The organism is Nocardia aurea (genome assembly GCF_003123685.1).
GTDB lineage: Bacteria > Actinomycetota > Actinomycetes > Mycobacteriales > Mycobacteriaceae > Nocardia > Nocardia aurea.
Window position 1 is genome coordinate 12,288 of sequence record NZ_QCYJ01000137.1, and the last position, 23,884, is coordinate 36,171.

21 protein-coding genes and 2 pseudogenes are annotated in these 23,884 nt (G+C 66.9%); 12 read left to right on the top strand and 11 right to left on the bottom strand.

Annotated features, from left to right (window positions below; translation table 11 throughout):
* The first annotated feature begins 6 nt into the window (after positions 1-6).
* From DAT37_RS36095 to DAT37_RS45835, 3 genes are all read left to right on the top strand, one after another.
* Positions 7-960 carry a sugar phosphate isomerase/epimerase family protein gene (locus tag DAT37_RS36095; RefSeq protein ID WP_109529541.1) on the top strand — a complete coding sequence of 318 codons (954 nt, stop codon included), beginning with the start codon at positions 7-9 and terminating at the stop codon, positions 958-960.
* 282 nt (positions 961-1,242) lie between these two features.
* Positions 1,243-1,896 (top strand): nitroreductase family protein, encoded by a 654-nt coding sequence (locus tag DAT37_RS36100; RefSeq protein WP_109529436.1) that lies wholly within the window; start codon positions 1,243-1,245, stop codon positions 1,894-1,896.
* Between the two features lie 191 nt (positions 1,897-2,087).
* Positions 2,088-2,462 (top strand): PIN domain-containing protein, encoded by a 375-nt coding sequence (locus DAT37_RS45835; protein WP_109529437.1) that lies wholly within the window; start codon positions 2,088-2,090, stop codon positions 2,460-2,462.
* Between the two features lie 47 nt (positions 2,463-2,509).
* On the opposite strand, the gene DAT37_RS36110 is transcribed toward DAT37_RS45835, so the two are convergent.
* Entirely contained in the window at positions 2,510-3,847 is a 1,338-nt protein-coding gene (locus DAT37_RS36110) for an aminotransferase-like domain-containing protein (RefSeq protein WP_109529438.1), read from the bottom strand.
* A 108-nt stretch (positions 3,848-3,955) separates the two neighbouring features.
* Between DAT37_RS36110 and DAT37_RS36115 the strand changes: the two genes are divergently transcribed.
* Positions 3,956-4,765 (top strand): enoyl-CoA hydratase-related protein, encoded by an 810-nt coding sequence (locus DAT37_RS36115; RefSeq protein WP_109529439.1) that lies wholly within the window; start codon positions 3,956-3,958, stop codon positions 4,763-4,765.
* A 133-nt stretch (positions 4,766-4,898) separates the two neighbouring features.
* Here the strand turns inward: DAT37_RS36115 and DAT37_RS36120 are convergent, their stop codons facing one another.
* The 3 genes from DAT37_RS36120 to DAT37_RS36130 form a co-directional block, all read right to left on the bottom strand.
* Entirely contained in the window at positions 4,899-6,185 is a 1,287-nt protein-coding gene (locus DAT37_RS36120) for a glycosyltransferase (protein ID WP_109529440.1), read from the bottom strand.
* Complete coding sequence (locus DAT37_RS36125) at positions 6,182-6,775, bottom strand: TetR/AcrR family transcriptional regulator (protein WP_109529441.1); 594 nt, start codon at positions 6,773-6,775, stop codon at positions 6,182-6,184. Before DAT37_RS36125 ends, DAT37_RS36120 begins: the two co-directional genes overlap by 4 nt.
* 124 nt (positions 6,776-6,899) lie before the next feature.
* Positions 6,900-8,123, bottom strand: coding sequence for a cytochrome P450 (locus tag DAT37_RS36130; RefSeq protein WP_109529442.1), 1,224 nt, complete (start codon positions 8,121-8,123; stop codon positions 6,900-6,902).
* Positions 8,124-8,203: 80 nt separating this feature from the next.
* Between DAT37_RS36130 and DAT37_RS36135 the strand changes: the two genes are divergently transcribed.
* The 3 genes from DAT37_RS36135 (at position 8,204) to DAT37_RS36145 (ending at position 12,307) form a co-directional block, all read left to right on the top strand.
* The gene (locus DAT37_RS36135) at positions 8,204-8,752 is read left to right on the top strand and encodes a TetR/AcrR family transcriptional regulator (RefSeq protein ID WP_109529443.1); all 549 of its coding nucleotides are present in this window, start codon (positions 8,204-8,206) and stop codon (positions 8,750-8,752) included.
* 180 nt (positions 8,753-8,932) lie between these two features.
* Positions 8,933-9,886, top strand: a complete 954-nt coding sequence (locus DAT37_RS36140) for an NAD(P)-dependent alcohol dehydrogenase (protein ID WP_109529444.1) — start codon at positions 8,933-8,935, stop codon at positions 9,884-9,886.
* A gap of 237 nt (positions 9,887-10,123) precedes the next feature.
* Positions 10,124-12,307 (top strand): MMPL family transporter, encoded by a 2,184-nt coding sequence (locus DAT37_RS36145; protein ID WP_109529445.1) that lies wholly within the window; start codon positions 10,124-10,126, stop codon positions 12,305-12,307.
* Between the two features lie 58 nt (positions 12,308-12,365).
* Here the strand turns inward: DAT37_RS36145 and DAT37_RS36150 are convergent, their stop codons facing one another.
* Complete coding sequence (locus DAT37_RS36150; RefSeq protein WP_109529542.1) at positions 12,366-13,052, bottom strand: TetR/AcrR family transcriptional regulator; 687 nt, start codon at positions 13,050-13,052, stop codon at positions 12,366-12,368.
* A 34-nt stretch (positions 13,053-13,086) separates the two neighbouring features.
* Here DAT37_RS36150 and DAT37_RS36155 point away from each other — a divergent pair, with 34 nt between their 5' ends.
* The 3 genes from DAT37_RS36155 (at position 13,087) to DAT37_RS36165 (ending at position 16,182) form a co-directional block, all read left to right on the top strand.
* Positions 13,087-14,520, top strand: a complete 1,434-nt coding sequence (locus tag DAT37_RS36155; protein WP_157978865.1) for an FAD-dependent monooxygenase — start codon at positions 13,087-13,089, stop codon at positions 14,518-14,520.
* A 70-nt stretch (positions 14,521-14,590) separates the two neighbouring features.
* Entirely contained in the window at positions 14,591-15,682 is a 1,092-nt protein-coding gene (locus tag DAT37_RS36160; RefSeq protein ID WP_109529447.1) for an LLM class flavin-dependent oxidoreductase, read from the top strand.
* On the top strand, positions 15,679-16,182 hold the full coding sequence (locus tag DAT37_RS36165) for a MarR family winged helix-turn-helix transcriptional regulator (protein ID WP_109529448.1): 504 nt from the start codon (positions 15,679-15,681) through the stop codon (positions 16,180-16,182). The genes DAT37_RS36160 and DAT37_RS36165 overlap by 4 nt, the downstream gene beginning before the upstream one ends.
* A gap of 127 nt (positions 16,183-16,309) precedes the next feature.
* Here DAT37_RS36165 and DAT37_RS36170 read toward each other — a convergent pair.
* Positions 16,310-17,269, bottom strand: a pseudogene (locus tag DAT37_RS36170) (amidase family protein).
* Positions 17,270-17,365: 96 nt separating this feature from the next.
* On the opposite strand from DAT37_RS36170, the gene arfB reads away from it, so the two are divergent.
* Positions 17,366-17,794 (top strand): alternative ribosome rescue aminoacyl-tRNA hydrolase ArfB, encoded by a 429-nt coding sequence (gene arfB / locus DAT37_RS36175; RefSeq protein ID WP_109529449.1) that lies wholly within the window; start codon positions 17,366-17,368, stop codon positions 17,792-17,794.
* A 147-nt stretch (positions 17,795-17,941) separates the two neighbouring features.
* Here arfB and DAT37_RS36180 read toward each other — a convergent pair whose 3' ends face one another.
* Complete coding sequence (locus tag DAT37_RS36180; protein WP_157978866.1) at positions 17,942-18,130, bottom strand: hypothetical protein; 189 nt, start codon at positions 18,128-18,130, stop codon at positions 17,942-17,944.
* A gap of 100 nt (positions 18,131-18,230) precedes the next feature.
* Here DAT37_RS36180 and DAT37_RS36185 point away from each other — a divergent pair, with 100 nt between their 5' ends.
* A complete protein-coding gene (locus tag DAT37_RS36185; RefSeq protein ID WP_109529451.1) occupies positions 18,231-18,794 on the top strand; it encodes a hypothetical protein in 564 nt (187 codons plus the stop codon).
* 44 nt (positions 18,795-18,838) lie between these two features.
* Here DAT37_RS36185 and DAT37_RS36190 read toward each other — a convergent pair whose 3' ends face one another.
* The 4 genes and pseudogenes from DAT37_RS36190 to DAT37_RS36205 all read right to left on the bottom strand — a co-directional run bounded on the left by DAT37_RS36190 (position 18,839) and on the right by DAT37_RS36205 (position 23,217).
* Entirely contained in the window at positions 18,839-20,362 is a 1,524-nt protein-coding gene (locus tag DAT37_RS36190) for an FAD-binding oxidoreductase (protein ID WP_109529452.1), read from the bottom strand.
* Between the two features lie 236 nt (positions 20,363-20,598).
* On the bottom strand, positions 20,599-21,030 hold the full coding sequence (locus DAT37_RS45840; RefSeq protein ID WP_232840216.1) for a hypothetical protein: 432 nt from the start codon (positions 21,028-21,030) through the stop codon (positions 20,599-20,601).
* Positions 21,031-21,361: 331 nt separating this feature from the next.
* Positions 21,362-22,027: pseudogene (locus DAT37_RS46565) on the bottom strand (serine/threonine-protein kinase); the annotation flags it as partial.
* Between the two features lie 8 nt (positions 22,028-22,035).
* Positions 22,036-23,217: a DUF4185 domain-containing protein gene (locus DAT37_RS36205; protein WP_109529455.1), complete on the bottom strand. Its 1,182-nt coding sequence runs from the start codon at positions 23,215-23,217 to the stop codon at positions 22,036-22,038.
* Between the last annotated feature and the right edge of the window lie 667 nt (positions 23,218-23,884).

A 23,884-nucleotide genomic window follows, 5' to 3' on the forward strand; every position in this document is an offset into this window, starting at 1 on the left:
AAATCGATGAAACTTGGAATGCTGACGGCGGCTCTGGGCCGGATGACTCTGGAACAGATCGCGTCCTGGGCCCCCGACGCGGGATATCAGGCACTCGAGATAGCGGCCTGGCCGGTCGGCAGCGAGCACATCCACCAAGCCGCCCACCTCGACGTCGCCGGCTTCGGCAGCGCCGACGCCGCCCGCGTCGCCGACCTGATGGGCCGCCACGGACTGAGCATCTCCGCGGTGACCTACTGCGACAACAACCTGCACCACGACGACGCCGAACGCGACCGGATCCACCAGCACCTACGCGCCTGCATCGACGCGGCAGCAACCCTCGAGGTCCGCCAAGTCACCACCTTCATCGGCCGCGACGTCACGCTGCCGGTGGCCGACAACCTCGAACTGGCAGAACAGCACCTGCCACCACTGGTCCGGTACGCGGCCGAGCGCGGTGTGAAACTGCTGGCCGAGAACTGCCCGATGGAAGGCTGGCACCCCGACGGGTACCCGGGCAACCTCGCCTACTCCCCCGAACTCTGGGACTGGATGGCCGAACTCGGCTTCGGCCTCGCCTACGACCCGTCCCATCTGCCCTGGCTCGGGATCGACCCCATCGACGCCCTCGAACACGCGCTCCGGGCCGGAATCGTCGGCCACGTCCAAGCCAAGGACATCCAGATCGACCCATGCGCACGCACCCGCTACGGCGTCTTCGGCAAAACAGTCACACGCACCTCGTCCACCGACGTCGGGTGGTGGCGCTACCGAGTGCCCGGCCGCGGCCAACTCGACTGGAATCGGATCATCGATACCCTCTACAGGGCCGGATACGACGGTGACGTCGCCGTCGAACACGAAGACCCCGTCTGGGGCGGCACCCTCGACAAGACCCTCCAAGGCATGAGCATCGCCGCGAACACCCTGCGTCCCCTCATCGTTACGGCTGCTCGGGACCGGTTGGCCGAAGACTGAGTCGGAGTCGGGGCCGGTCGCCAGTCGGCCGACCCCGAGGTGAGCGATCCGGCACAATGGGCGCTGCGACCCGGCCGATGATGAAGTCACGCTCGCACGGATCGAGGTCGGCGCTGAACGTGCGGGTCAGGGCGGTCATGAAAGGCGCGGTCCAGGCCGATGGTCGAACGCTCGACCGATTGTCGAAATATCACGCAGCGGGTCGGTGTTGAGCAGATCTGGTGTGCTGTACTCGGATACTGGGAGCTCCCCCGAGGGCGGAGGCCCGAGAGAGGATCACGAATGACATTCGGGAATGCGCTGAACTTGTCCGCGGACGAGGTCCTGTCCACTACGCGTTCGGTGCGTAAGCGGCTCGACCTCGAGCGTCCGGTGCCGCGTGAGGTACTGCTGGAATGCCTCGATCTGGCGTTGCAGGCGCCGACGGGTTCGAATTCCCAGGGCTGGCAGTGGGTGTTCGTCGAGGACGCCGCGCAGAAGCAGGCGCTGGCCGACATCTATCGGACCTCCGCGATCCCGTATCTCGCCGCACCGAAACCGGAGTTCGGCGACGAGCGCGATGAGCGCCGGCCCCACGTGCACGACTCGGCCCGGTACCTCGTCGACCACCTGCACGAGGTCCCGGTCATGCTGATCCCGTGCCTCGCGGGCCGCGCGGAGAACACCCCGGGCGTGTCGAGCGCGAGTTTCTGGGGTTCGCTGCTGCCCGCGGTGTGGAGTTTCATGCTCGCACTGCGTTCGCGCGGACTGGGCTCGGCGTGGACGACACTGCACCTCGTCGGTGACGGCGAGAAGCAGGCCGCCGACCTTCTCGGTATCCCGTTCGACAAGTACAGCCAGGGCGGCCTGTTCCCGATCGCCTACACGCGCGGCACCGACTTCCGGCCGGCGAAACGTCTGCCTGCCGAACAACTCACCCACTGGAACGGCTGGTAGGCCGCGTCGTCGCCCTTGGCACACGAGTCCGCGAGCCAGTGGCGACTACCGTCCGGATCCACCGGTAATCCGACACACCCAAGGCGGCGATACTGGAACCAATTGTCGGACACGGATTCCGGCGGCATATCTCCCCCTCTGCACCTGGCTGAGCTCGGTCGATGACTTGTTTCGTCATCGATGCTCGAACCTTGCTGCACCTGGTTGATTCCGGACTTTCCATCGATCCGAGTCACCGGTTGGTCGCACCGAACTCGATCAGGTCGGAGGCGGCGCAGTTGCTGCTACGTGATGTCCGGGCGGGCAGGCGCTTCGAGCAGGATGCCCTGAAAACACACGACCGGATGACCGAGGTCAAGATCCGGCTGCTCGGCGACCGGATGTCTCGTCGCACCGCGTGGCAACTCGCCCGTCAACACGACTGGGACACTCTCCGAGACGCCGAGTACCTCGCGATTACTCGACTACAGGCCGATGCCTTGGCAACGGTCGACCCGGATCTCGCGGCGACAGCCCGCGATATCGTGACGGTCGCCGACATCGATGATCTGTTTTCTCCGGGATAGGCCTCGGCGGCACCCGCCGAGACGATGTGGCGCTGAGCGACCGGACCTCAGGTCGGCGGGATCGACTCGATCGCGTCCCTCAGCCGGAGCAGTGCGGCGCGAAGGTCGGCGAGATCCGGGGTGCCGAGCGCCAATCGAAGCGCGGGAGGACGATGCGCGCCGGTCGCGAACGCGTCGACGGTGGAGACGAGGATACCGGCGCGGGCGAGCACGTCCGCGACCTGATCGGGGCGCTGGTGCGGCGCGAGACCGAGCCACACCAGATACGAGCTCGGGTGGCCGGTGAGGTTCATCCCCGCGAGTGCCGTGCGGGCGACGTCCTGGCGGGCGGTGCCGTCCTCGCGCCGGTGTTTCTCCAGACGCGCCACCGTGCCGTCGCCCAACCAGCCCGTGGCCAGCGCGGTGACGAGTCCGGGGCTTCCCCAGGCCGCGGCGCGAAGAGCGCGCACGACCCCGTCCACCGCGGAGTCGGGTACCACCGCGAACCCGAATCGCAGGCCGGGGGCCACGTTCTTCGACAAGCTCGCGACGTAGAAGGTGCGCTCGGGGGCGAGGGTTCGCAGCGGCGACGGCGGTGCCGCTGCGAGAAAGGCGTAGGTGCCGTCCTCGATGAGAAGACAGTCCCGGGAACGGGCGATGCCGACCAGGCGGTCGCGCTGTGCCCGGTCCAGTACCCATCCGAGCGGATTGTGCACCGTGGGGATCGTGTAGATCGCGCGGACCGGCCTGGTCCGGCACAGCAGATCGAGCGCGTCCAGGTCGGGGCCCGCCGCCGTGACCGGGATCGGCGCGAGCTCCAGCGAGTGGGCCGAAGCCAGTAACGTGATCCCGGGGTAGGTGAGCGCGTCCACCGCGACCACGTCACCGGGCCGCGTCAGTGTGCGCAGTACCGAATCGAGTGCCTGTTGGGTCCCGGCTGTGAGCAGCACATTCCTCGGCGCGGTATCGATCCCGCGGTCGAGCAGATACCGGGCGACGATCGCGCGGTCGTGAGTGCGTCCACCCGGCGGGTCCTGCCGAAGCAGTGCCTCGACCTCGCCGGACACCGCGAGCTTGCGCAGCGCCTGCCGCAGCATCTCCCCCTGTCCTCGCGCGAGCGGCTGGTTGAACGAGAGATCCGCCAGTCGCGGTACCGGCAAGTCTCGTGCGGGCTCCAGACCGTCGTAGCCCGACAGCGCCCGGACGAAGGTTCCTCGGCCCGGCTCCCCCGCGACCAGACCCATGGCGGCCAGTTCGGCGTACACGCGGGTGGCGGTCGCCAACGCGATATTTCGCTCGCGTGCCAGAGCCCGATGGGTCGGAAGCCGCGAGCCCGCGGGCAGTTCCCCCGACCTGATGGCCCGGCTGAGCTCGTCGACGACGGATTTGTACGAGGGCGGTCGCATACGTCACCTTTTCCGGGGCGGGCATTGTATCCAGGACAATAAGTGGATTGTCTTGGATCAGGACTTCTAGCGTAGGTGGGACCCACCACGCGGAACGGAGTCTCCGACATGCCCCTTCATTTCGAACAGAACGACCGGGTCGTCACCCTCACCATCGACCGGGAACGCACACTCAACGCACTCGACTATCCGACGATCGACGCGCTGCTCGCCCACCTGCACCGTATCGAGTCCGATGACACGGTCAGGGCCGTGATCGTGACGGGAGCCGGAAGCAGGGCGTTCAGCGCGGGCGCGGATATCGCGTCGCTGGCGGGCAGTATCGCGGGCGGGCCGGAGCGCGCGCTGCGCGAGATCGTGGAGCGGGGACACGCGCTGACCCGTCGGATCGAGGAATTTCCCAAGCCGGTGATCGTCGCGGTCAACGGTCTCGCCTACGGCGGAGGTTGTGAGATCACCGAAGCCGCTCCGCTCGCGATCGCCGCCGAGCACGCGAGTTTCGCCAAACCCGAGATTTCCCTGGGCTTTCCACCGCCGTTCGGCGGATCACAGCGACTGCCGCGTCACATCGGACGCAAACGCGGCCTCGAGATGATCCTGACCGGTGACCCGATCTCGGCCACCCGCGCCGTCGAGATCGGGCTCGTCAATTCCGTCGTACCCGCCGACGAACTTCTCCACGCCGCCCACGACCTGGCCGCCCGGATCATCCGCCACGCGCCGACGGCGGTGGCAGCCTGCCTGCGTGCGGTCACCCGCGGTATCGATCTACCGATCCACGAGGGTCTCGCGGTCGAAGCGGCGTGCTTCGCCGCCACCGTGCATACCGACGGCGTGCGCACGGGCCTGCGGGGATTCCTGGAGCGCACGACAAGCCTCGCCTATTCCGACGAAGATCGCGCCGACCTGCCGAAGTGATTGATAACGCGACAACCGTTGGGACACAACGATACCCGGATCTATCGACACCGACGGATCTTGTTCGTCCCGTCCAACGCACCGATCAGCGATCCTGCGGATCCTGGACGCGTCGCCGGAATCCGACCGGCGTTCACGCGAGGACGCTGGAGTCCGGCTTCCTCGGTGCCGCTTCCTCGAGTTCCGCGATCAGGTCACCCGCCTGCGCGTCACGCCGGATGATCTCGCCCAGTCGTGCCGCCGCCGTCGCGTATTCCGGATTCGACAACAGACCCTGAACCGCGGTGGCGATCTTTCCCGGAGACGCTTTGCGAGACAATGTGATTCCGGCACCGCGCAGGCTGATTCGGATCGCGTTGTCGGCTTGGTCCCGGCCGTGCGGGAGCGCCAGCACCGGGACACCCGCGGCCAGAGCCCGAACGGCGGTGCCGTGACCGGCGTGCGTGATGACCGCGCTCGCGTGCGAGAGGACCTGTGAATGCGGTGCCACCGCAACGACTTCGACATTGCCGGGAGACTTCAAGTCCGTGGGATCGATGGCGGGTCCCGTGGTGAGGTACCCGCGGACCGGTAGCTCCGCGAGTGCGTCGATCACCCGCTGGAGGCAACTCGTCTGATCCTGAAATGTCGACGACAGGGCCACCAGGACCAGCGGACCGTCCCCGGCGGGCGGCGACCAGGTTTCGGTCGTCGCCCATGCCGGGTCATCGAGGACGGCGCCGACGTACCGGACGTGCGCGGGCATCCGCGCGGGGAAGTCGAATTCCGCCGAGGTGAGGACGAGGTGCTTTCTCGCCAGGTGCACCTGATCGAAGAATTCCTCGACCGGCGGCAGCCCGTACGAGCTCCGCAGCGCGTTCAGCTCCGGCACTCCCTTGTTCCATTGCCGAAGCACCATCGTCCGGAGGGCCAGATCCCGCAGCCTGGTGATCGGCCCCTTCGCCGGACGCAGGCCGAGCCCCGAAGGCGGCATTCCCGGCACGGGGAGCAGGTAGGTGTTCGGAAAGGGCACGTCGAACGGCACGCCGCGCGCCTGCGCCGCCACCATCGCGCCTATGGCGAAGAACGAACAGACCGCGAGATCGGGATTCACCGCGTCCAAGGCCTCGGTCATATCCCGCGCGTATCCCGGTGCGGGACCGGCGAACTGCTGATCGAGGAGCATGCGGAACAACGCGAACGGATCGGCGCATTCCCAATCCCGGTAGCGGACGTCCTCGGGTCGACACGAGGCGCTGTTGGGGGCCGCGCGCCAGGGCCGATAGGTGGCCCCCGTGGCGTGCACGTCCGCTGACATCGACTCGTCGGCGAGCACCGTCACACGATGTCCGCGCTCGACGAGACGGCGCACCATGCCGAGTTCGGGAGGGACGGTGCCGCCCCCGTCGACGAGAGCGAAGAGGTATGTGCGCGAGTTCATTTCGGTATTCCCCTCAGGACGCCTACCACCAGGTCGGCCATGGTCTTCTCGGTCTCGGCGCGGTCGCGTCCGAGGTCTCGTCGGAGCAGCTTCCACACGTAGACGTCGGTCGCCGCGTGCAGTGCGTCCAGTACGTGCTCGCGCTCCGGCGACTCGGTGGGCAGCCGGTCGCCGAACATCGCCGCCAGCCACGTCCGATGTCCGGCCCGCGCCACATCCATCTGGGCGGCCAACTCGGGAAAACGGTCCCCCGACATCGCCCAACGCACGTTGGCATCGCCGATCCGCTCGTACTCGGTGACCAGGGCTGCGATCGCGCCACCGATGTCACCCGGGCGTGCCGCGTTGCGCGCGTGGTCGGTCTGGGTCGCGAGCGCCTCCGCGACCCCGAGCACCACTCCGGCCTTGGACTCGAAGTGATTGAGCACGGTCTGATGCGACACCCCGGACGCCTTGGCGACAGCCGCCAGGGTCACATCCTCGAACGCCTTCTCGAGGAAGAGTTCCTGTGCGGCAGCGAGGATTCGAGCGCGGGTGGCGATGGCGTTCTCCGCCCGCCCGGATTGGATGTAAGCACGTGTCGTTTTCATTTGACTGCCACTCAACCATTTATTTGAGTAGCAGTCAAGCGAAATTGGGGCAGCCTGGCCGCCGATCGGCGAGTCGGAGCGCTACGGCGCGTCGGCTACCCGTGACCTCGGTGGCGAGCGAGGGTCACGAGCGCACTCGGACCGGGACGGTGGCCCAGCCCGCGACGCTGGTCTCGCGCGTTCTGGTCAGTCCCGCGCGGTCCACCTCGAACTCGGGCATGAAGTCGAGCAGGGCGTCGAGGGCGATGCGCCCTTCGAGTCGGGCCAGCGCGGCACCGAGGCAGCTGTGGATTCCGTAGCCGAGGCCGAGGTTGTGCCCGCCGAAGCGTCGGGTGATGTCGAAGCGGTCGGCCTCGTCGAAGGCGCGTTCGTCGCGGTTCGCCGAGGCGAGCAGCATGAGGACGGCGCTGCCGCGTGGAATGGTCTGATCGTGGATGTCGACATCGCGCAGGGTGTAGCGCATGTCGTATTGCACCGGACCTTCGTAGCGAAGCAGTTCCTCGAAGGCGCCGGGGATCTTCGTGCGGTCTGCGCGCATGGCCCGCCACTGGTCCTGATGTTCGGCGAAGATCACCGCGGCGCTGGCGATCACCTTCGCGACGGTCTCGGCGCCCGCACCCGCGAGCAACGACGCGAAGCCGAGTATTTCGCGATCGCTGAGCATGGTGGTCGTACCGTCCTCGCGTTCGACTTCCACCTGGGTCAGTCGCGAGATCATGTCGTCCTGCGGACTGGCCCGACGTTCGAGGATGAGCTGATGGTAGAACCGGGTCGCGGCGGCGATCGCCTCGCGCGATTCCGCTGTCGGCGCTCCGGAGCCGTCGGATCGTTCCATCGGAGCCGCGTGCCATTGCCGCAGTTGTTGCCTGCGCTCCGGCGGAACACCGAGCATCGTGGTGATGACCTCGATCGGGAACAGTGTCGAGAAGTCGGTGAACATGTCGAATTCGTGGCGGTCGACGCGGTCGAGGAAACCGTGCACGATCGTTCGGACCGTCGATTCCAGTCCGGAGATGGCGCGCGGGGTGAACACCTTGCTGACCAGTTTGCGCATCCGGGTGTGCTCGGGCGGGTCCATCATGATGATCATCGGGATGGTCTCGCTCGGCGGGCTCGGGTCGAGCACCATCTCGAGGGTGATGCCGCGTGCCGAGGAGTAGGTCTGGAAGTCTTTCATCGCCGGGGTGACGTCGTGATACCGCGACAGCGCCCAGAATCCGATCGTCGGGTTGTGGTAGACGGGCTGTTCGTCGCGCAGGCGCCGGTAGATCGGATAGGGGTCGGCGAAGAAGCTCTCCGAGTGCGGATCGAACTCGAGAGCGTCATCGGAGGTCAGGGTGTGGGTCATCTGGATCTCTTCACTGCTGTCAACGAGGCCGGCCGAGCAGCTGGCGTTACGAAAATTACGGAAGATGTAAAGGTTGTAAGGTGAAATCGGACAAAGCGCCCCAGATCGACTCGTCGGCGCGAACGCGGATCTTGGACGCGACCCACGAAGTGCTCGCTCGCCGGGGCCGCAGCAAACTGAACCTGTCCGACGTCGCCGCGACCGCGAAGGTCTCGCGGCCCACGCTGTATCGGTTCTTCGCCTCCAAAGATCGACTACTCTCCGCGTTCGGCAGCTATGAGCTGGCAAAGATCCAAGCGGATCTCGAGGCCGCGACAGAGGGCTTGACGGGGGCGGCGCGCTTGGACGCGGTACTCGCCTTCATCGTGCGGTTCCAATCCGAGGGCACGTACTCGCTGAGTCGTCTGGTCGAGGTCGAGCCCGACTACGTCCTCGACGAGGTTGCGCGGGTGCTGCCGATCATGCGTCGATTCATCGAGGAACTTCTCGACGGCGACGACGCACCTGTCATCGCCGCAACCATTGTGCGCGTCGCGGTTTCACACTATTTGATCGAGGGCGACGACAAAGTGAGCTTCCTCGGTCAATTGCGCCACGCGGCGGGCATTACACCTGCCTCCGGACAGTGAGGCTTGCCGAGGACTCGACCATGTGGTGGGTCCACGCCGGATCTCGGTTTGCAATCCTTCTCGTCGTGCTCAGCGTCTCGAGTACCGGCCGGGTGACTGTCTGCCAGCGCAGCGTGACAGCCGCTCGCTTATGCTCGCCGGCATGCCACGCTGCCAGACAACGTCCGATGGCCGAACCCGGTGAAAGCCGTTGTGTACGACCGCTACGGCGGCCCGGAGGTGCTGTCGACGGCCGAGATTCCGATCCCGTCGCCGGGGCCGAATCAGGTACTGGTCAAGGTTCACGCCACCTCGGTCAACCTTTCGGACTGGGAATGCCTACAGGGGACACCGCTGTATTCACGCATCGGTGGGCTGCGAACGCCCGCGCGGCGAGTTCTCGGATCCGATATCGCCGGGACCGTAGAGGCCGTCGGTTCCGGTGTCACCCGATTCCGACCCGGCGATGAGGTCTACGGCGACAATCTCGGCCTCAAAGGAGGTTTCGCCGAATACGCCCCGGCGCCCGAATCCGCGCTGGCACTCAAGCCGGAGTCGTTGACATTCGCGCAGGCGTCGACATTGCCACAAGCCGCCGCGATCGCGCTACAGGGCACGGCGGGCGTCGGCGCGGGCAAGTCGATCCTGATCAACGGCGCCGGTGGTGGGTCGGGATCGTTCGCGATCCAACTCGCCAAGCACGCCGGAGCCCACGTCACCGCGGTGGACAACGCCGCCAAACTGGAGTTCATGCGCTCGCTCGGCGCGGACGAGGTGATCGACTACCGCGCAACGGATTACACCCGATCCGGGCCCTACGACCTCGTGCTCGATCTCGTCGCGCATCGTTCGGTGTTCGCCTGTCGCAGGGCCCTCGTTCGCGGCGGCCGGTACCGCTGCGTAGGAGGCACGACGCGCGCACTGCTGCGAATTGCCACGGTCGGCGCACTCGCCGGAATGGTCACCGGCCGCCGTATGGGGGTGCTCGCGGTCGAGCTGGGACCCTCGCATTTCACCCCGCTCGCCGAACAGCACACCGCCGGGCGACTCGACATCCACATCGACCGCCGCTTCGCACTCGACGACGCGCCCCGGGCGTTGTCCTACGTCGGCGAAGGGCACGCTCTCGGCAAAGTGGTGGTCGAGATCCGATAGCGGGAAACTGTCACTCCCACCCTTGCTTTATACGTATACATCTACATATAGTGAGGATGACAGTGACGCGACCAACTACAGTTGCGTCGAGACCGGATACCACGGACCGACCCGACGTCGGCGCTCGTACGACCATGCCGTTCCGTGCATTCGTCGACGGGACGAGCGCCGCGCCCGAGCGGGCGCGCCGGATCGTGGCATCCGACCGAAGAACTCGGAAAGGACTCTCCCCCAACCATGTTCGCTCGCCTGGGGCGCCTGGTCGTCCACCATCCCTGGAAGGTGATCGGCCTGTGGGTCGTCGCCATCATCGCCGTCGTGGCCGCGGCTCCGACCCTGACCTCCACCACCGACCAATCCGCCTTCCTGCCTTCGCATTACGAATCCATCCGGGCGCTGAACCTGCAGGAGAAGGCATTTCCGCAGGAATCCGCCGCGGCCGCGCTCGTGGTCTTCGTCCGCGAGGACGGCGCGCAACTGAGCGAGGCCGACACCGCGAAGGTCGCCGCGGTGAGCGCGGCACTGGACGAGGCGAAGGTCGAGGGCGTCACCGGCATCCATCCGACCCCGCCCTCGGACAACCGCCTGGTCCAGATCGTCGCCGTGCAGATGGTCAAACAGACCAGCGCCTCCGACACCACACGCAGCGACGCGGTGAAGGAACTCCGCGCGAAGTTGCAGGACCAGGTCGGTGACGGCGATCTGAAGGCCGGTATCACCGGTCAGGCCGCACAGACCCTGGACCAGACCGAATCGGGCGAGAAGGGGCTGGCGATCGTCGCCATCGCCACCATTCTGCTGATCCTGGTCCTGCTGCTGGTCATCTTCCGCAGTCCGGTGATCGCGCTGCTGCCCATCATCGTCATCGGCGCGGTGTCGAGCACCGTGAACAGCCTGATCGCGGTGGTGGCCAAGGCATTCGACCTCGAGATCGACACCTCGGTGAATTCCATTCTGCTGGTGGTGCTGTTCGGCGTCGGCACCGACTACATCCTGTTCCTGATGTTCCGGTACCGGGAATTGCTACGCGCGGGCGAAGATCCCAAGTCCGCCATGATCGGCGCCGTCGCCAAGGTCGGCGAGGCCATCACCTCCGCGGCCGCCGCGGTGATCATCGCCTTCATGGCACTGGTGCTGTCGAGTCTGGGTATGTTCCGCGCGCTGGGTCCGGCACTGGCCATCGCCGTCGCGGTCGCGCTGATCGCGGGTCTCACGCTGGTCCCCGCGATCGTGTCGCTGCTGGGCACCAAGGTGTTCTGGCCGTCGAAGGCATGGCGGGCCGAGCCGAAGGGCGCCCGCTTCGCCGCCGTCGGCGCGGCCATGGGACGGCGACCGGCCGCTTTCGCGGCGATCTCCGGCGGGCTGCTCGTGGTCCTCGGCATCTTCGCGCTCGGGTTCAATCCGACCTTCGACCTGACCTCCGGCTCGACCTCGGACGCCTCCGAATCCGTCGTCTACAACCGCGAACTGCTGAAGGGACTGCCCGCGGGCGCCACCCAGCCCTCGGATGTGCTGCTGCAATCCGAGAACGGCGTGCTGACGACCGACCAACTCGCCACCTACCGGGCCGCGCTCGGACAGGTCGACGGCGTAGGCCAAGTGGGGCAGCCGCAACTGTCCACCGACGGCACCATCGCGAATTTCCAGGTGACCCTCAGCGACGCACCGGAATCCGATGCCGCGCTCGACACCGTCGCGGGTCCGCTGCGCGATGTCGCGCACGCCTCGGCTCCGCAGGGCACCACCGCGGTCGTGGGCGGTATCACGTCGATATTCGTCGACTTCAAGGACGCCATGAATCGCGACTACTCCATCGTCTTCCCGGTGGCCGCCGTCCTGATCATGATCGTGCTCGGCCTGCTGCTGCGCAGCCTGGTCGCGCCCTGGTACCTGATGGTCTCGGTCTTCCTCGGATTCGCCGCGACCCTCGGCGCGACGGTGCTGGTTTTCCAGCACATCCAAGGCGATTCGGGCCTGATCTTCACCCTGCCGCTGATCATGTACCTGTTCGTGGTGGCACTCGGCACCGACTACAACATCCTCATGGTCGCCCGGCTCCGCGAGGAGGCACGCGAGGGCAACAGTCCGCGTGATTCGGCGGCGCTCGCGGTCCGGCACACCGGGCCGACGGTGGCGGCGGCGGGCGTCATCCTCGCGGGCACCTTCGCCTCGATGATGCTGGCGGGCAACAGCACCCTGGCCCAGATGGGTTTCGCGATTTCGGTGGGCATCGCCATCGCCGCGTTCGTCATGGCGATGTTCTTCACCCCGGCGATCACCGCCCTGATCGGTGCGCGCGCGTGGTGGCCCGGGCACGGTGACCGGACGAACCCGGGTCCGCGCGGTGAATCCGCCGATGTGGGAACACCGCCCGTCGCTACGGTCGATCAGGCGGGCGATACCGCCGTCCGGCGCGGATAGGACGACAACGAAGGGTGCGTCCCCGATCGGGGACGCACCGTTCGTCGGTTCCAGCTCATCACTTCGGCGTCTGCCGAGAGTCCGCGATCCCGGCGAGGATGCGGCGCAAACCGTAGGAGAACTGCTCGGCCGGACTCGGGTCGAGGGCTTCGGTCATGCGCGAAACCTGGGGGTATGCGCCGCTTTCGACGACCTTGCGCAGGTAGGGGGCGACCGCGGCGCGCCACTGCTCCTCGGTGTGACCGGTACGCCGCTGGGTCTGTTTCTCCGCGAGTTCACGCATGACCGCGCCGCGCACGTAGTCCCTGATCAGTCCGACGGCCGAGGCCGCGTCGGCGATGTCGGAGGTGAGCGGAGCCGCCGCGCAGAGGGCATGCTCCAAGCCGCGCAGCCAGTTCGGGCCGAGCAGTGGTCGGGTGGCCAGCAGCGGGGCGAGCCAGGTGTGGCGAAGCCACAGCGCGCGCTCGTGGTGGGCGTACGCGTCGAGGTCGGCGCGCCAGTCTCCCGTCAGCGGCGCGTGGTCGTCGTGCACCGCGTCGGCCATCAGGTCGAGCAGGTCGTCGCGGCTGTCCACGTAGCGGTAGAGCGTGGTCGTGCCGGTCGACAACTCGGCGGCGACGCGGCGCATCGACAGCGCGTCGAGTCCCTCGGCGTCGGCGATGGCGACGGAGGCGTTCACGACGCGTTCCACGCTCAGTGCCTGCCTTTTCGGCTGGTACGGCTCACGTTCCCAGATAAGCGGCATGGGCAGAGTCTACCGAGTCGGATACAGTGTTCCCATGAACGGGAACACTGTATCCACAGAGGTGTTGATCGCGGGTGGCGGATCGGTCGGGCTGATGCTCGCGGTGCTGCTGCGCCACCACGGCATCGAGCCCCTGGTCGTCGAGGAGAAACCGGAACTCTCGCCCCACCCCCGCGCCACCGGCATCGGGTCACGGTCGGTGGAGATCCTGCGCGAGGTCGGCCTGGATCACGCCGTCAACGACGCCGCCGTCGATTTGCGGGCGGGCAAGATCAGAGGACGCACACTCGCCGAGGCCGACTTCACCGAAAACGCGCAGTGGAAGACGACAACCGCGGCCGCGCTCACCTACACACCGGCCCGGATCCGCGGCACCTGCGCGCAGAACCGACTCGACCGCGTGCTGGTCACCAAGGCCGGACACGTGCAGTTCGGCGTCGCGCTCGACTCGTTCGAGCAGGACTCCGACGGCGTCACGGCAACCCTGTCGGACGGGCGTGTCGCGCGAGCACGCTACCTGGTGGCGGCCGACGGGGTTCGCAGCCGGATTCGACAGATCCTCGACATCGGCCTCACCGGGCCCGGCGCGATCGGGCACGAGACCACCAGTGTTCTGTTCGACGCCGATCTGCGTCCGCGTACACCGTTCGCCATGTGCAATATCGAACATCCGGACGCGACCGGCCTGCTGGTGACCGTCGACGGCGTACGCGAGTGGGTGTTCCTCACCCGTCTCGACACCGAGCCGACTCCCGAACTCATCCGGACAGCGGTCGGCGACCCGTCGATCGAGGTACAGATCCGCGGTGTGCTGCGATTCCGAGGACGCGGCCACGTGGCCGATCGGCTCTCCGTCGGGCGGGTCTTCCTGGTGGGCGACGCGGCGCACGCGATCCCCCCATTGGGCGCGTTCGGGTTGAACACCGGAATCGCCGACGCGCACAACCTGGCATGGAAACTCGCGCACGTGCTGCGCGGCGAAGCCGAGCCCGAATTACTCGAGACCTATCACGCCGAACGCCATCCGGTGGCCCTCATGACGATGGAGCAGGCGCACCTGCGATTCAACGATCCGTCCCTGCACTGGGGCAAGGACATGGCAGAGGCACGCAAGGCAGCGGGGGCGATCAACGCGCCGGTGGTGCACATGGGCTACCGGTACGGCGGCGCGGAACTCCCCTCCACCGAGGACGTCGCCCTCGACCTCGACGGATCGCCGGGATCGCGGCTGCCGCACATGTGGGTAGGCGACGGAGTGTCCACGCTGGATCTCGTCGGATCGCGGTGGTGCGTACTCACGGCCGATCCCAGTGTGAGAACCGATATTCCGGTGCATGTCGTCGATGGCTGGCCGTACGGGACGGTGCTGGTCCGCCCCGATGGTTTCGTGAGCCGTTCGTACAGCCAGCACACCGATCCGCGCTGTCAGCCGCGGATTCCAGGCCCAGGACAGCTGACGCGCGGTTGACGGCGGACCCGACGACGACCTACCTTGGTTCACATGTTTACTACTTTGCGCACGGTCGGTTGACGCGACGATGAAATTCCTCGCGAGCACCCTGGTTCCCAAGCACAGCACCGGATTCGCCCAGCAGCCGCTGAGCCAACGGGCCCGTTTCCGCGAAGTCGTCGAACTGGCCCGATGGGCCGAAGACATCGGCTACGACGCGTTCGGCGTCGGCGAACGACACAATCCGGCGCTGCTGTCGTCCTCCCCCGCGGTCATCCTGTCCCACATCGCCGCGCGGACCCGCCGCATTCGGCTGGTGACCACCGTCGCGGTGCTCTCACTGACCGATCCGGTGCGTTCGGCCGAGGACTACGCGACCCTCGACCATCTCAGCGACGGACGTCTCGACCTGATCATCGGTAAAGGCGGCGACGCGGTCGCTCCCTCGGTGTTCCGGATCGACCAGGCGGACCTGTGGGACCGGCTCGAGGAGGGCTACGAGTTGGTCCGCAGACTCTGGCGCGAAGAGGATGTGCACTGGCAGGGACGATTCCGGCCACCGCTGTCCGGCGCGACGATCGAACCTCATCCGCTGCAACAGCCCGCACCCCGCGTCTGGCACGGATCGGCCACCAGCCGTCGGTCCACCGAATTGGCCGCGCGGTGGGGCGATCCGCTCTATTCCGCGAACGGCCTCGGACGCGACGAGACCTATCTCGACCTGGTACGTCACTACCGTGAACGCCTGGCCCACCACGGCCATGATGCCGACGCCGCGGTGGTCGCGGTCGGGGTCCACTCCCCCATCATCACCGACCGATCCCAGGATGCCCTCGCCATCGCCCGACCTATCTTCGAAGCTTCTGTGCGCGAACATTTCTCCGACCGCTCGCGTTTTCCGTTCGACTCCCTCGAGGATTTCGTCGAGAACGGCTCGGCACTCGTCGGTACCGCGGAGCAGATCACCGAGAAACTGCTGCGCACGCACGCGAAGTTCGGCAACCAGGTCTTCGGCGTGGGCGTCGAGGGCTTCTTCTCTACCTACACAACAGATCTCGCGACAACGAAGGGCTACCTCGAACGGTTCTTCGGTGAGGTCGCGCCGATCCTGCGCGTCGAGATACCCAACACCCTGTGGACGCCCGAGCCGGAATCCGGCGATCTGCCGATCACCGCATGACCGAACCGCCGTCGTCCTCCGACACCGGGGAACACAGGTTTCCGGTGGCGTCCGCACAGGAGTGGAAGCTGTGGACGAGCTTCTTCCCGATGGAGAGCGAACTGTGGCAATGGCTCAGCCGCAGACTCCGCGACGACACCGATCTCTCCGAGGCCGACTGGCAGGTACTCGACGCCCTCGGCAACACACCCGGTCACCTCATGCGTGCCTTCGAACTCGCCGAACGCACCAATTCCAGCAAGAGCCGACTACATCAGCACGCGGCACGGATGACCAAACGCGGCCTCCTGCAACAGCATCCGGCTCCCGACGACGCACGCGGCACGGTGATCGGCCTCACCGCCGACGGTCTGGCCCGCTTCCGCACAGCGCAGAGCCACCGCGCCCGCCACATCCGCGAAGCACTGATCGATGCCCTGTCCCCCGAAGAGGTCGACCTGCTCATCGAAATGTCGACCAAGATCCGCCGAAACCTTCGCGACCTCGGCACCGCGCATTGACACGCCCGCCACGCCACGACGGCGCGCACGTCGTAGATCAACCCGAACCTGACCGCTCCCCGAACGACCTCACGAGCACGAATCGAGGCCCGGCGCGGTGACCCTTGTCGGCAATCCGGCCACGGTACTACGCCCTACATCGGCGCCTGGAAACCGCCGATCTTCGGAAGTCCGACAGTCGCTCGTGGCGCGCGGGCGGCAGGGCGAGGTGGTGGGCGACGCCATGGGTCAGCGGGTCCGGTCCGGCCATCACGTCGAGCAGCAGCGTGAGGTCGCGGGCGGTGCGCGCCATCGGGCCGACGACCGCGAGGTCGAGGTCGATCGGTAAGCCGGGCGCGGGCGGCGCGACCATGCCGCGGGTCGGCGCCAGCCCGAGTGTCGGCTTGTGCGCGTAGACGCCGCAGAAATGCGCGGGGGTGCGCAGTGAACCGGCGAGGTCGGAGCCGATGGACAGCGCGCCGAATCCGGACGCGAGGGCGGCCGCCGAACCTCCGGACGACCCACCGGAGGTGCGGGTGTGGTCCCACGGATTGTTGGTGGTGCCGTAGATCTCGTTGAAGCTCTAAATATCTCGCAACATCAACGGCACATTTGTCTTACCGAGTATCACCGCACCGGCGGCCTTCAGCCTCGACACCTGGACCGCGTCCTCGGTCGGCACATGGTCCGCGTACTGCGGCATGCCCCAGGTCGTGGGCAGCCCGGCCATGTCGTAGGACTCCTTGACCGTCACCGGGATACCGAGCAGCGGCCGATCCGCACCGCGGGCGCGCGCCCGGTCGGCACGACGCGCGGTGGCCCGCGCACGATCGAAGTCCGGTACACAAATCGCGTTGATCACCTCGTCGTCGCGCTCGATGCGGGCGATCGCCTCGTCGGTCAGTTCCACCGAGGTCACCTCACCTGCACGCAAGGCGGCCGAAAGCTCCTCGGCCGATCGAAAAATTCCACTCCATGAATTCGACGCTACCGGCGTGCCGCGGAGGCCATAAAATGCCGCTTCGCACAAGCACGCACGCGATACCGGCCGACCCGCTCGGATCGGGCATGTGCGGATGGGCTGCTCGTGACACCTCGGCGAGGTCATCGCTATCGTGAAGGTCAAGGTCGGCACTCGGTCACGACTGGACCCGGACCCACCTGGCAGAGTCGACTCGCGAAACGGAAAGAACGGCGTCGGATCATGGCAGAAGACCTGACCGTGACTCGGGCGCTGGTGATCCCCGCACCCGAGTTGCGCGAACGGTTCTCCCGGTCGTCCGGTCCCGGCGGACAGCACGTCAACACCACCGACAGCCGGGTCGAGCTGTCGTTCGACCTCGCCAACTCGCCCTCGGTGCCGGAACGGCTGCGCACCCGGATGCTCGAGCGCCTGGGCACCCGCCTGGTCAACGGGGTGCTCACGATCGCCGCGTCCGAGCACCGCGCACAACTACAGAATCGCGCCGCGGCCCGCGAGCGCCTGGCCTCGCTCCTGCGCGACGCCGCTGCCGCCCCGCCACCTGTCCGCCGCGCCACCAAGCCCTCGCACGGCGCGAAGGAACGACGCATCTCCGCGAAGAAGCGGCGCGGCGTCACCAAACGCAACCGCCGCATCTCCCCGGACGACTAGTTCTGTCTCGAGGTGGTGCGGGTGAGGCATGAAAGATCGCCCGGCACAAGCCCCCGGAACATTGGACTCCTCGCGCGGTAATACCGGGGGCGAACAGGCGATATACATGCGTCGGTGGGATACAACATCAGGGGGAAACATGCGACTTCAGCGATTCGTCAACACGGCGTTCATCGTCTGCGCGGTGGCGGCGCTCGCCGCATGCGAGGGCGGCGGGACGAGCACTTCGCAGACGGGGGCGTCGCAGTCCGGATCGACCGTCAGCTCGACGGCGCCGCGCTCGAGCACCACCCCGCCGTCGGCCCCGGCATCGTCACCACCGGCAGCGTCTCCCACGACAGCGTCTCCCACGACAGCGTCACCCACGACTTCGGCCACCGGCGCCCCTGGGGCACCTGCCACCGAACCCGCGTCGACTGCCGGATCGGGCACGGTCGTGCTGCGCACCGTCACCGTCGGCGGTGTCGCGGTGCCGAATGTGCCTGTGCGCCTGGCACGTTACGCACCGTGTGGTCCCGCCTCACGGGATCTACCGGAGGGAACTCCTGAGGTCGAGCGCTGGACGGGCACGACCGACGCCGACGGGCGGAGCACGTTCACGGTGCCGGTGGGCTGCTACCACTTCGGCATGACCCCGCCGCCCGGCTCCGACCCCGTGCCGGAGGGAATGCACACCCTCTTCGTGACGACCGACGGCGAATCGGTCACCGGCTCATTGCGTTTCGAGGATGCCGCGCCGACGTCGAATTGCGATCCCCAGAGCATCGTCGGGCACCTCGAACTCGCCGACTATCAGCGGACCGCGACCGCGACGGTGCGCGAATGCGACGGCACCTGGGCGGTCATCGCGTGGGACGTGCCGGGCGACAGCCAGCGCATCGTGTGGCGGGCGGCCTCGCGCTGGGCCACGTATGTGGTCTTCCCGCACGACCGGTGCTGGACGCAGGCGAAGGGCGACGGCGCGCCGGACATGCTGGAGCGATACTTCACCGCGTGCTGAGCGCTCACGCACTCCCGCGTCGTGCTCGAGCGGCGAACTGTCGATCAGTGTGACGCGGGTGGGATGCTCTGCTCGTATTGAAAGACGTTGTGGGGGTCGTACTTCGCCTTGATCCCGCGCAGCCGCTCGAAGTGCCGGCTCCCCCAGTAGGCGGTCGCCCACCCCTGCATTCCGACATTCGGCACGTTGACGTAAGCGCCGTCCACGTAGGGCCGCAGCGCCTGGCTGAACTCGGCGGTCCAGGCCTGGGCCTGCGAGGTCAGCGGGTCGCCGACGCCCGGTTCGGTGGAACGAGTGCCCCAGGCCGCGCCGATCTCGCTGTAGAAGAGCGCGTCGCGATGCGCGAACGCGGTGCCGCCGGGGGGCTCCCGCTCGATCGCCCCACCGAAGGCATCGACGAAGTAGTTGCTCTCCTCGCTCGGAGCGTTCCGCATGAAGTCGCCGATGATGTCGATCGCCTCCTTCGGGAACGGCTCTTCGACGAACTGCGAGAAGAACTTCCAGTTCGCGGGCTCTTGATCGACCGGGAGCTGGGCTGCCGCGAAGAAATCGCCCCAGTTACCGACCTGCATCGTGACATCGGGCGTGCCGACCGACAAGATCGGAGCCAGCATCTCCGTGGCCTGTGCCGCTGTCCCGTCCGCGAGCCACGCGGACAACAAGATCTGGGACTTGCGGATCTCGACCTCGGATCCCAGACGGCTGTCGGCGTACGGCACCGTGCGCTGCCACGCTTCGAAGACCTCGTACAGGTCCCCGAGTCCATCCCATGTCGCCTGCACCGAGGTGAGATGGTCGAGTGGATGCACCCGGTAGGTGAGTTGTGTGACGATCCCGAAGTTTCCGTTTCCCGCCCCGCGAAGTGCCCAGAGCAGGTCCGAGTTGTGCTGCAGGTCCGCGTTGATCACCTCGGCGCAGTCGGGACCCGAGGCGACGACGACCTCGGCCGCCAGCAGGCTGTCGCAGGCCATGCCGAGCCAGCGGTTGAGGGGCCCGAGGCCACCGCCCAGCGTTGCGCCGCACAAGCTCACGCTGCCCTCGCTCCCGGTGGTGACCGCGAAATTCTGCTTCGCGAGCGTCGTCACCGCTTCCAGTTGGGTCAGTCCGGCGCCGACCGTCGCGATACGGGCATCGGTGTCGATCCGCACCGATTTCATCCGGCTGACGTCGATCACGAGGCCGTTGTCGATATTCGACCAGCCTTCGAGGGCGTGACGGCCGCTCCGCACCCGCAGCGCGATGTCGTGCTGCCGCGCCCACGTCAGGGCGTTCACCACGTCCCGGGTCTCCTGCGCGAAGACGATGACCAGCGGATAGTGGGAAAAGAGCTGGTCCCAGCCGAGTCGCGCATCCGTGTACGACGCGTCACCGGGGCGTACGACGTCCCCGGTCAACGTCGCGGGCGGGCATTCCGGGTTTCCGGTCGGGTGGTCCGCGGCCACAACGTCCTGGGCGCTCGCGTCCGCGATATCCGGCGTGTCCGCGGCCGCGAGGCCCGAGACAACGACTGCTCCGGCGCCGGCAGCGGCCGACGCCCGCAACAGGTCACGGCGAGAAAGATCGCTCAAGGTCCAGATCCTCTCAATCGGGCTACGCCAGTACCCGGCCGCCGAGGGATTCTTACCCTCGCACCGCCGGGCGATCCTTGGTGGTCGACTCCCGCACGGTAACGGGGTGACGTGGCGGCGCGTCCCGACACGCCAATCGAGGATGGTGACGACATCCGAACAAGGTTCCCGGCGGTGTCGGTCGACTCCCCACAACCGGCCGCTGACCGGACCGGGCGATCTCACCGCCCCGGCCCTCAGAACGGCGCATCGCGCCACCACCGGTCGAACAGTTCCTGCCCCGAGCTTCCTCCGAAGACGACCAGATTGCAGAAGGTGCGCCCCGCGTCGTGGAACTGAACCTGCAGAATCCCGCGCGGCGAGCCGGACCGGGTGATGTCGTCCTCCCATATGAACCGGCCACTGCCTGAAGGCCTCTGCCATTGCTCGTCGCCGATCGGCGGACCATCGTTGAAAGCGCTGATGGTGGCAGATCGGCGATTGGCGTTGCACTCGACGAGTAGTTTGCCCATCGGATCGCGGTTACCGTTGCAGGAGATCCAGGGCACCCCGCTCACCCGCTGATTCACATCGACCGGCCGGCTCTTCTCGTCGACCGCAAGGCACCGCATGCCCTGATATCCGCTTTCGGCCGGCGTCTCGGGCAGCAGCGATAGCCCCCGGACCATGTAGTTGTGGCCGCCCCCAGGATGTTGCGGCCGGGGCACTGGTGACCGTGGGCGAGGCGGCCGCCGATGTCCCGGTCGTGCCGCTCGACGGTGGCGTGCCCGGGGTGGTCGCCGTCTCTCCGGCGTGCCGTGTCGAAACGAGGGCGCTCGCGACACCGAGTATCGCGACGGACGCGACAATCCCCCCGGCGACGAGATACCCGATCCTCGGCCGCCGTGCGGAGCGCCCCCGCTCTTCAGGAAGTCGAACCCCATGTTGGCCCGCAGCGGCGCTGACACCGAGTGCACTCGCCGCCGCAGCCGCGAGTGCTCCGCAGCTCGGATAGCGTTGATCCGGGTCTTTCGCCATCGCCCGCGCTATCACCTCGTCGATCGCCGGCGGCAGGGCCGGATTCGCGGTCGCCGCGCGGGGCGGCGGGTCGTGAATATGTGCCCGTATCACCTCGGCGGCGTCGCGATTCGGGAAAGGTTTTGCCCCGGTCAGCATTTCGTAGAGCGTGCAGCCCAGTGCGTAGATGTCCACTCGGTAGTCGACCGCGCCACCGCCGAGTTGCTCCGGCGCGGCGTAGGCGAGAGTGGCCAGCACTGTCCCGATCTCTGTCAGAGCGGTCGTTTCGGCTGCCGCCCGCGCGATTCCGAAGTCGGTGACGTAGACCCGCTCCGGCTGCCCCGGCCGTACCTGCACCATGAGGTTGGCCGGTTTGACGTCGCGGTGCAACAGGCCGTGCCGATGGGCTTCGTCGAGGCCGCGCGCCGCGCCGGCGACGATATGGGCCGCGCGCGCGAAAGGCAGCTCTGCCGGTCCGCGCCGGATCAGTTCGGCGGCGTCGATCCCATCCACGAGTTGCATCGCTATCCACAGCCGGTCTCGATCCACTCCCCGGTTCCTGACCACGACACGATCGCGGAAAGTATCGAAGCGGCCGGCGGATCGGGCCGCCGCACGACCAGGACCGGCGGCATGCCGCCGGTCCTGGTCGTGCGGCGTGGTGGTCACTCCTCCGATCAGTGCTGTCGGGAACCGTCCGGTCGGACGCGGCGCACATCGTCATGGGCGCCGCCGCGGATCGTCGTCGTCGCGGGTGCCGAAGTGCGCGACTTGGCCGCGGCGAGCGGACTCACCGTCTTTCCGGTTGCCGCTCCCGATGTCGACACCGGACCGAGGGCGGCGGGAGTGGGGATTCGATACTGCATGGCGCGGTACGGATTTCCCGACACCGCCCAGGTGGATACGATCATCGCGAACGTGCCCGTCGATCCGTCGGCGTTCTCGAATTTCGAGGACGGATGGACGTAGCAGCCGTACAGGCGCTCTTGGATGTCGTATGTCCCGGATCCCTGTTCGGCGCCTCGCACCGGATTGGTCTGCGGTGCGGTGTGCCAGTTGATGTATTCGATCGGGCCGTAACCGACGCGGACGAATGCCTGGTACGCGCCCGCGTCGAATCCGGACAGTACCCAGTGGTTCTGGATGCGCCGCAGGCAGATCTCGCCCAATCGCGTTCCAGCGGGGAGGATCTCGTCGGCATCGCCCTTTCCCCACCGCCAGGAGCCATCACGGTACTGCCAGGCGTCCCAGGAGTACGGATCCTCGATCGCCGTGGTGGTTTCGGCGACGCGCCACATCGAGGCGTTCTTGTCGCGGGCCAGTCCGCCCGTGCCGATGATGTATATGTAACCGTCACCTCCGCGTTCCCAGGTGACCATCGTGCGACGACCACCGGAATAGCCGGTGGACCAGCGCGGTGATCCGTCGGGTAGTTGGTGCGTGCCCAGCGCGATATACCAGTGCTGGGCCAAATCGTCGGAGTACCACATTTCGCAACGGATCTCGTTGCCGAGGCCGTTGGCCACCATGACCCAGAGATAGATGCGGTCGCCCACACTGATCGCGTCGGTCGGCAGGATCGTGGTGAACTCGCCGTTGTTGTGTGGGTAGCTCCAGAGCTGTTTGCCGTTGCCGGGCGAGGACACGAACCCGATCGGCATTCCGACCGGGGTGTCGTTCGCGATGGTGAGGACCGGCGAGCGCCAATCCGGTCCGCTGCCCACCGCCGGAATGGTCCCGTCGAAGGTGTCCCCCCACAGGTAGCCGATCCGGCCGTCGGGCATCCGGAACGGGATAGCGAGGTCGCTGCCACCGATCCGGCCGATTGTCGAGGGATTCAGATTCTTGATTTTGGGCATGGTTCGGCCCCTTTCATATCCACGATCGAATCGCTCGGATTCGCGGTGAACCCGAGCACTGAAAATTCGGTAATTCGATTTCGCGCCGCTACAGACCCGTGCCCTCACCGACCGTTCCGTCGTGCCGATAAGAGTGCACCGCGTAAAAATAGGCGGCCGACGTGACGGTTCATTCGCGCGACGACAATGCGATTTCGCCGATCACCGCCGAAGGTCTCGGCGCGCAGAATCAGCGATGGAAGTGAGAATCCCCATCATTCGCCGGCAGGCTGGATGCGTTTGCGGCTTCGTAGGTCATATTCCCACCCTCCGACACGCGAGGGTCACGAAAGTGGTTCCCCTGCAACCGATGTACCGACGATGAGCTCCCCCGAGGCCACCGAACACCTCTCCACCCGCATTTCGAATACATGCCTTGTCCAGGCATATCGCCCCCCTGAAAGTATTGTGTTTCGTCCATCCGTTGGGCCCCGACGCCGAAGGATCTCGACCTCCCCCACCCCGCGTATCTTTCCGCACAACCGAAGCGTTACAGCGATATTCGAATATCGAGAAACCGCATGAACCGATGGCTCGTCAGCACACCGGCGCATTATGAACGAATCCAGAGGGTGTCGAAAGCCCATAATTCTCTGGGGTCGTCCGGCTACCGCTTCGATCGCGGCAG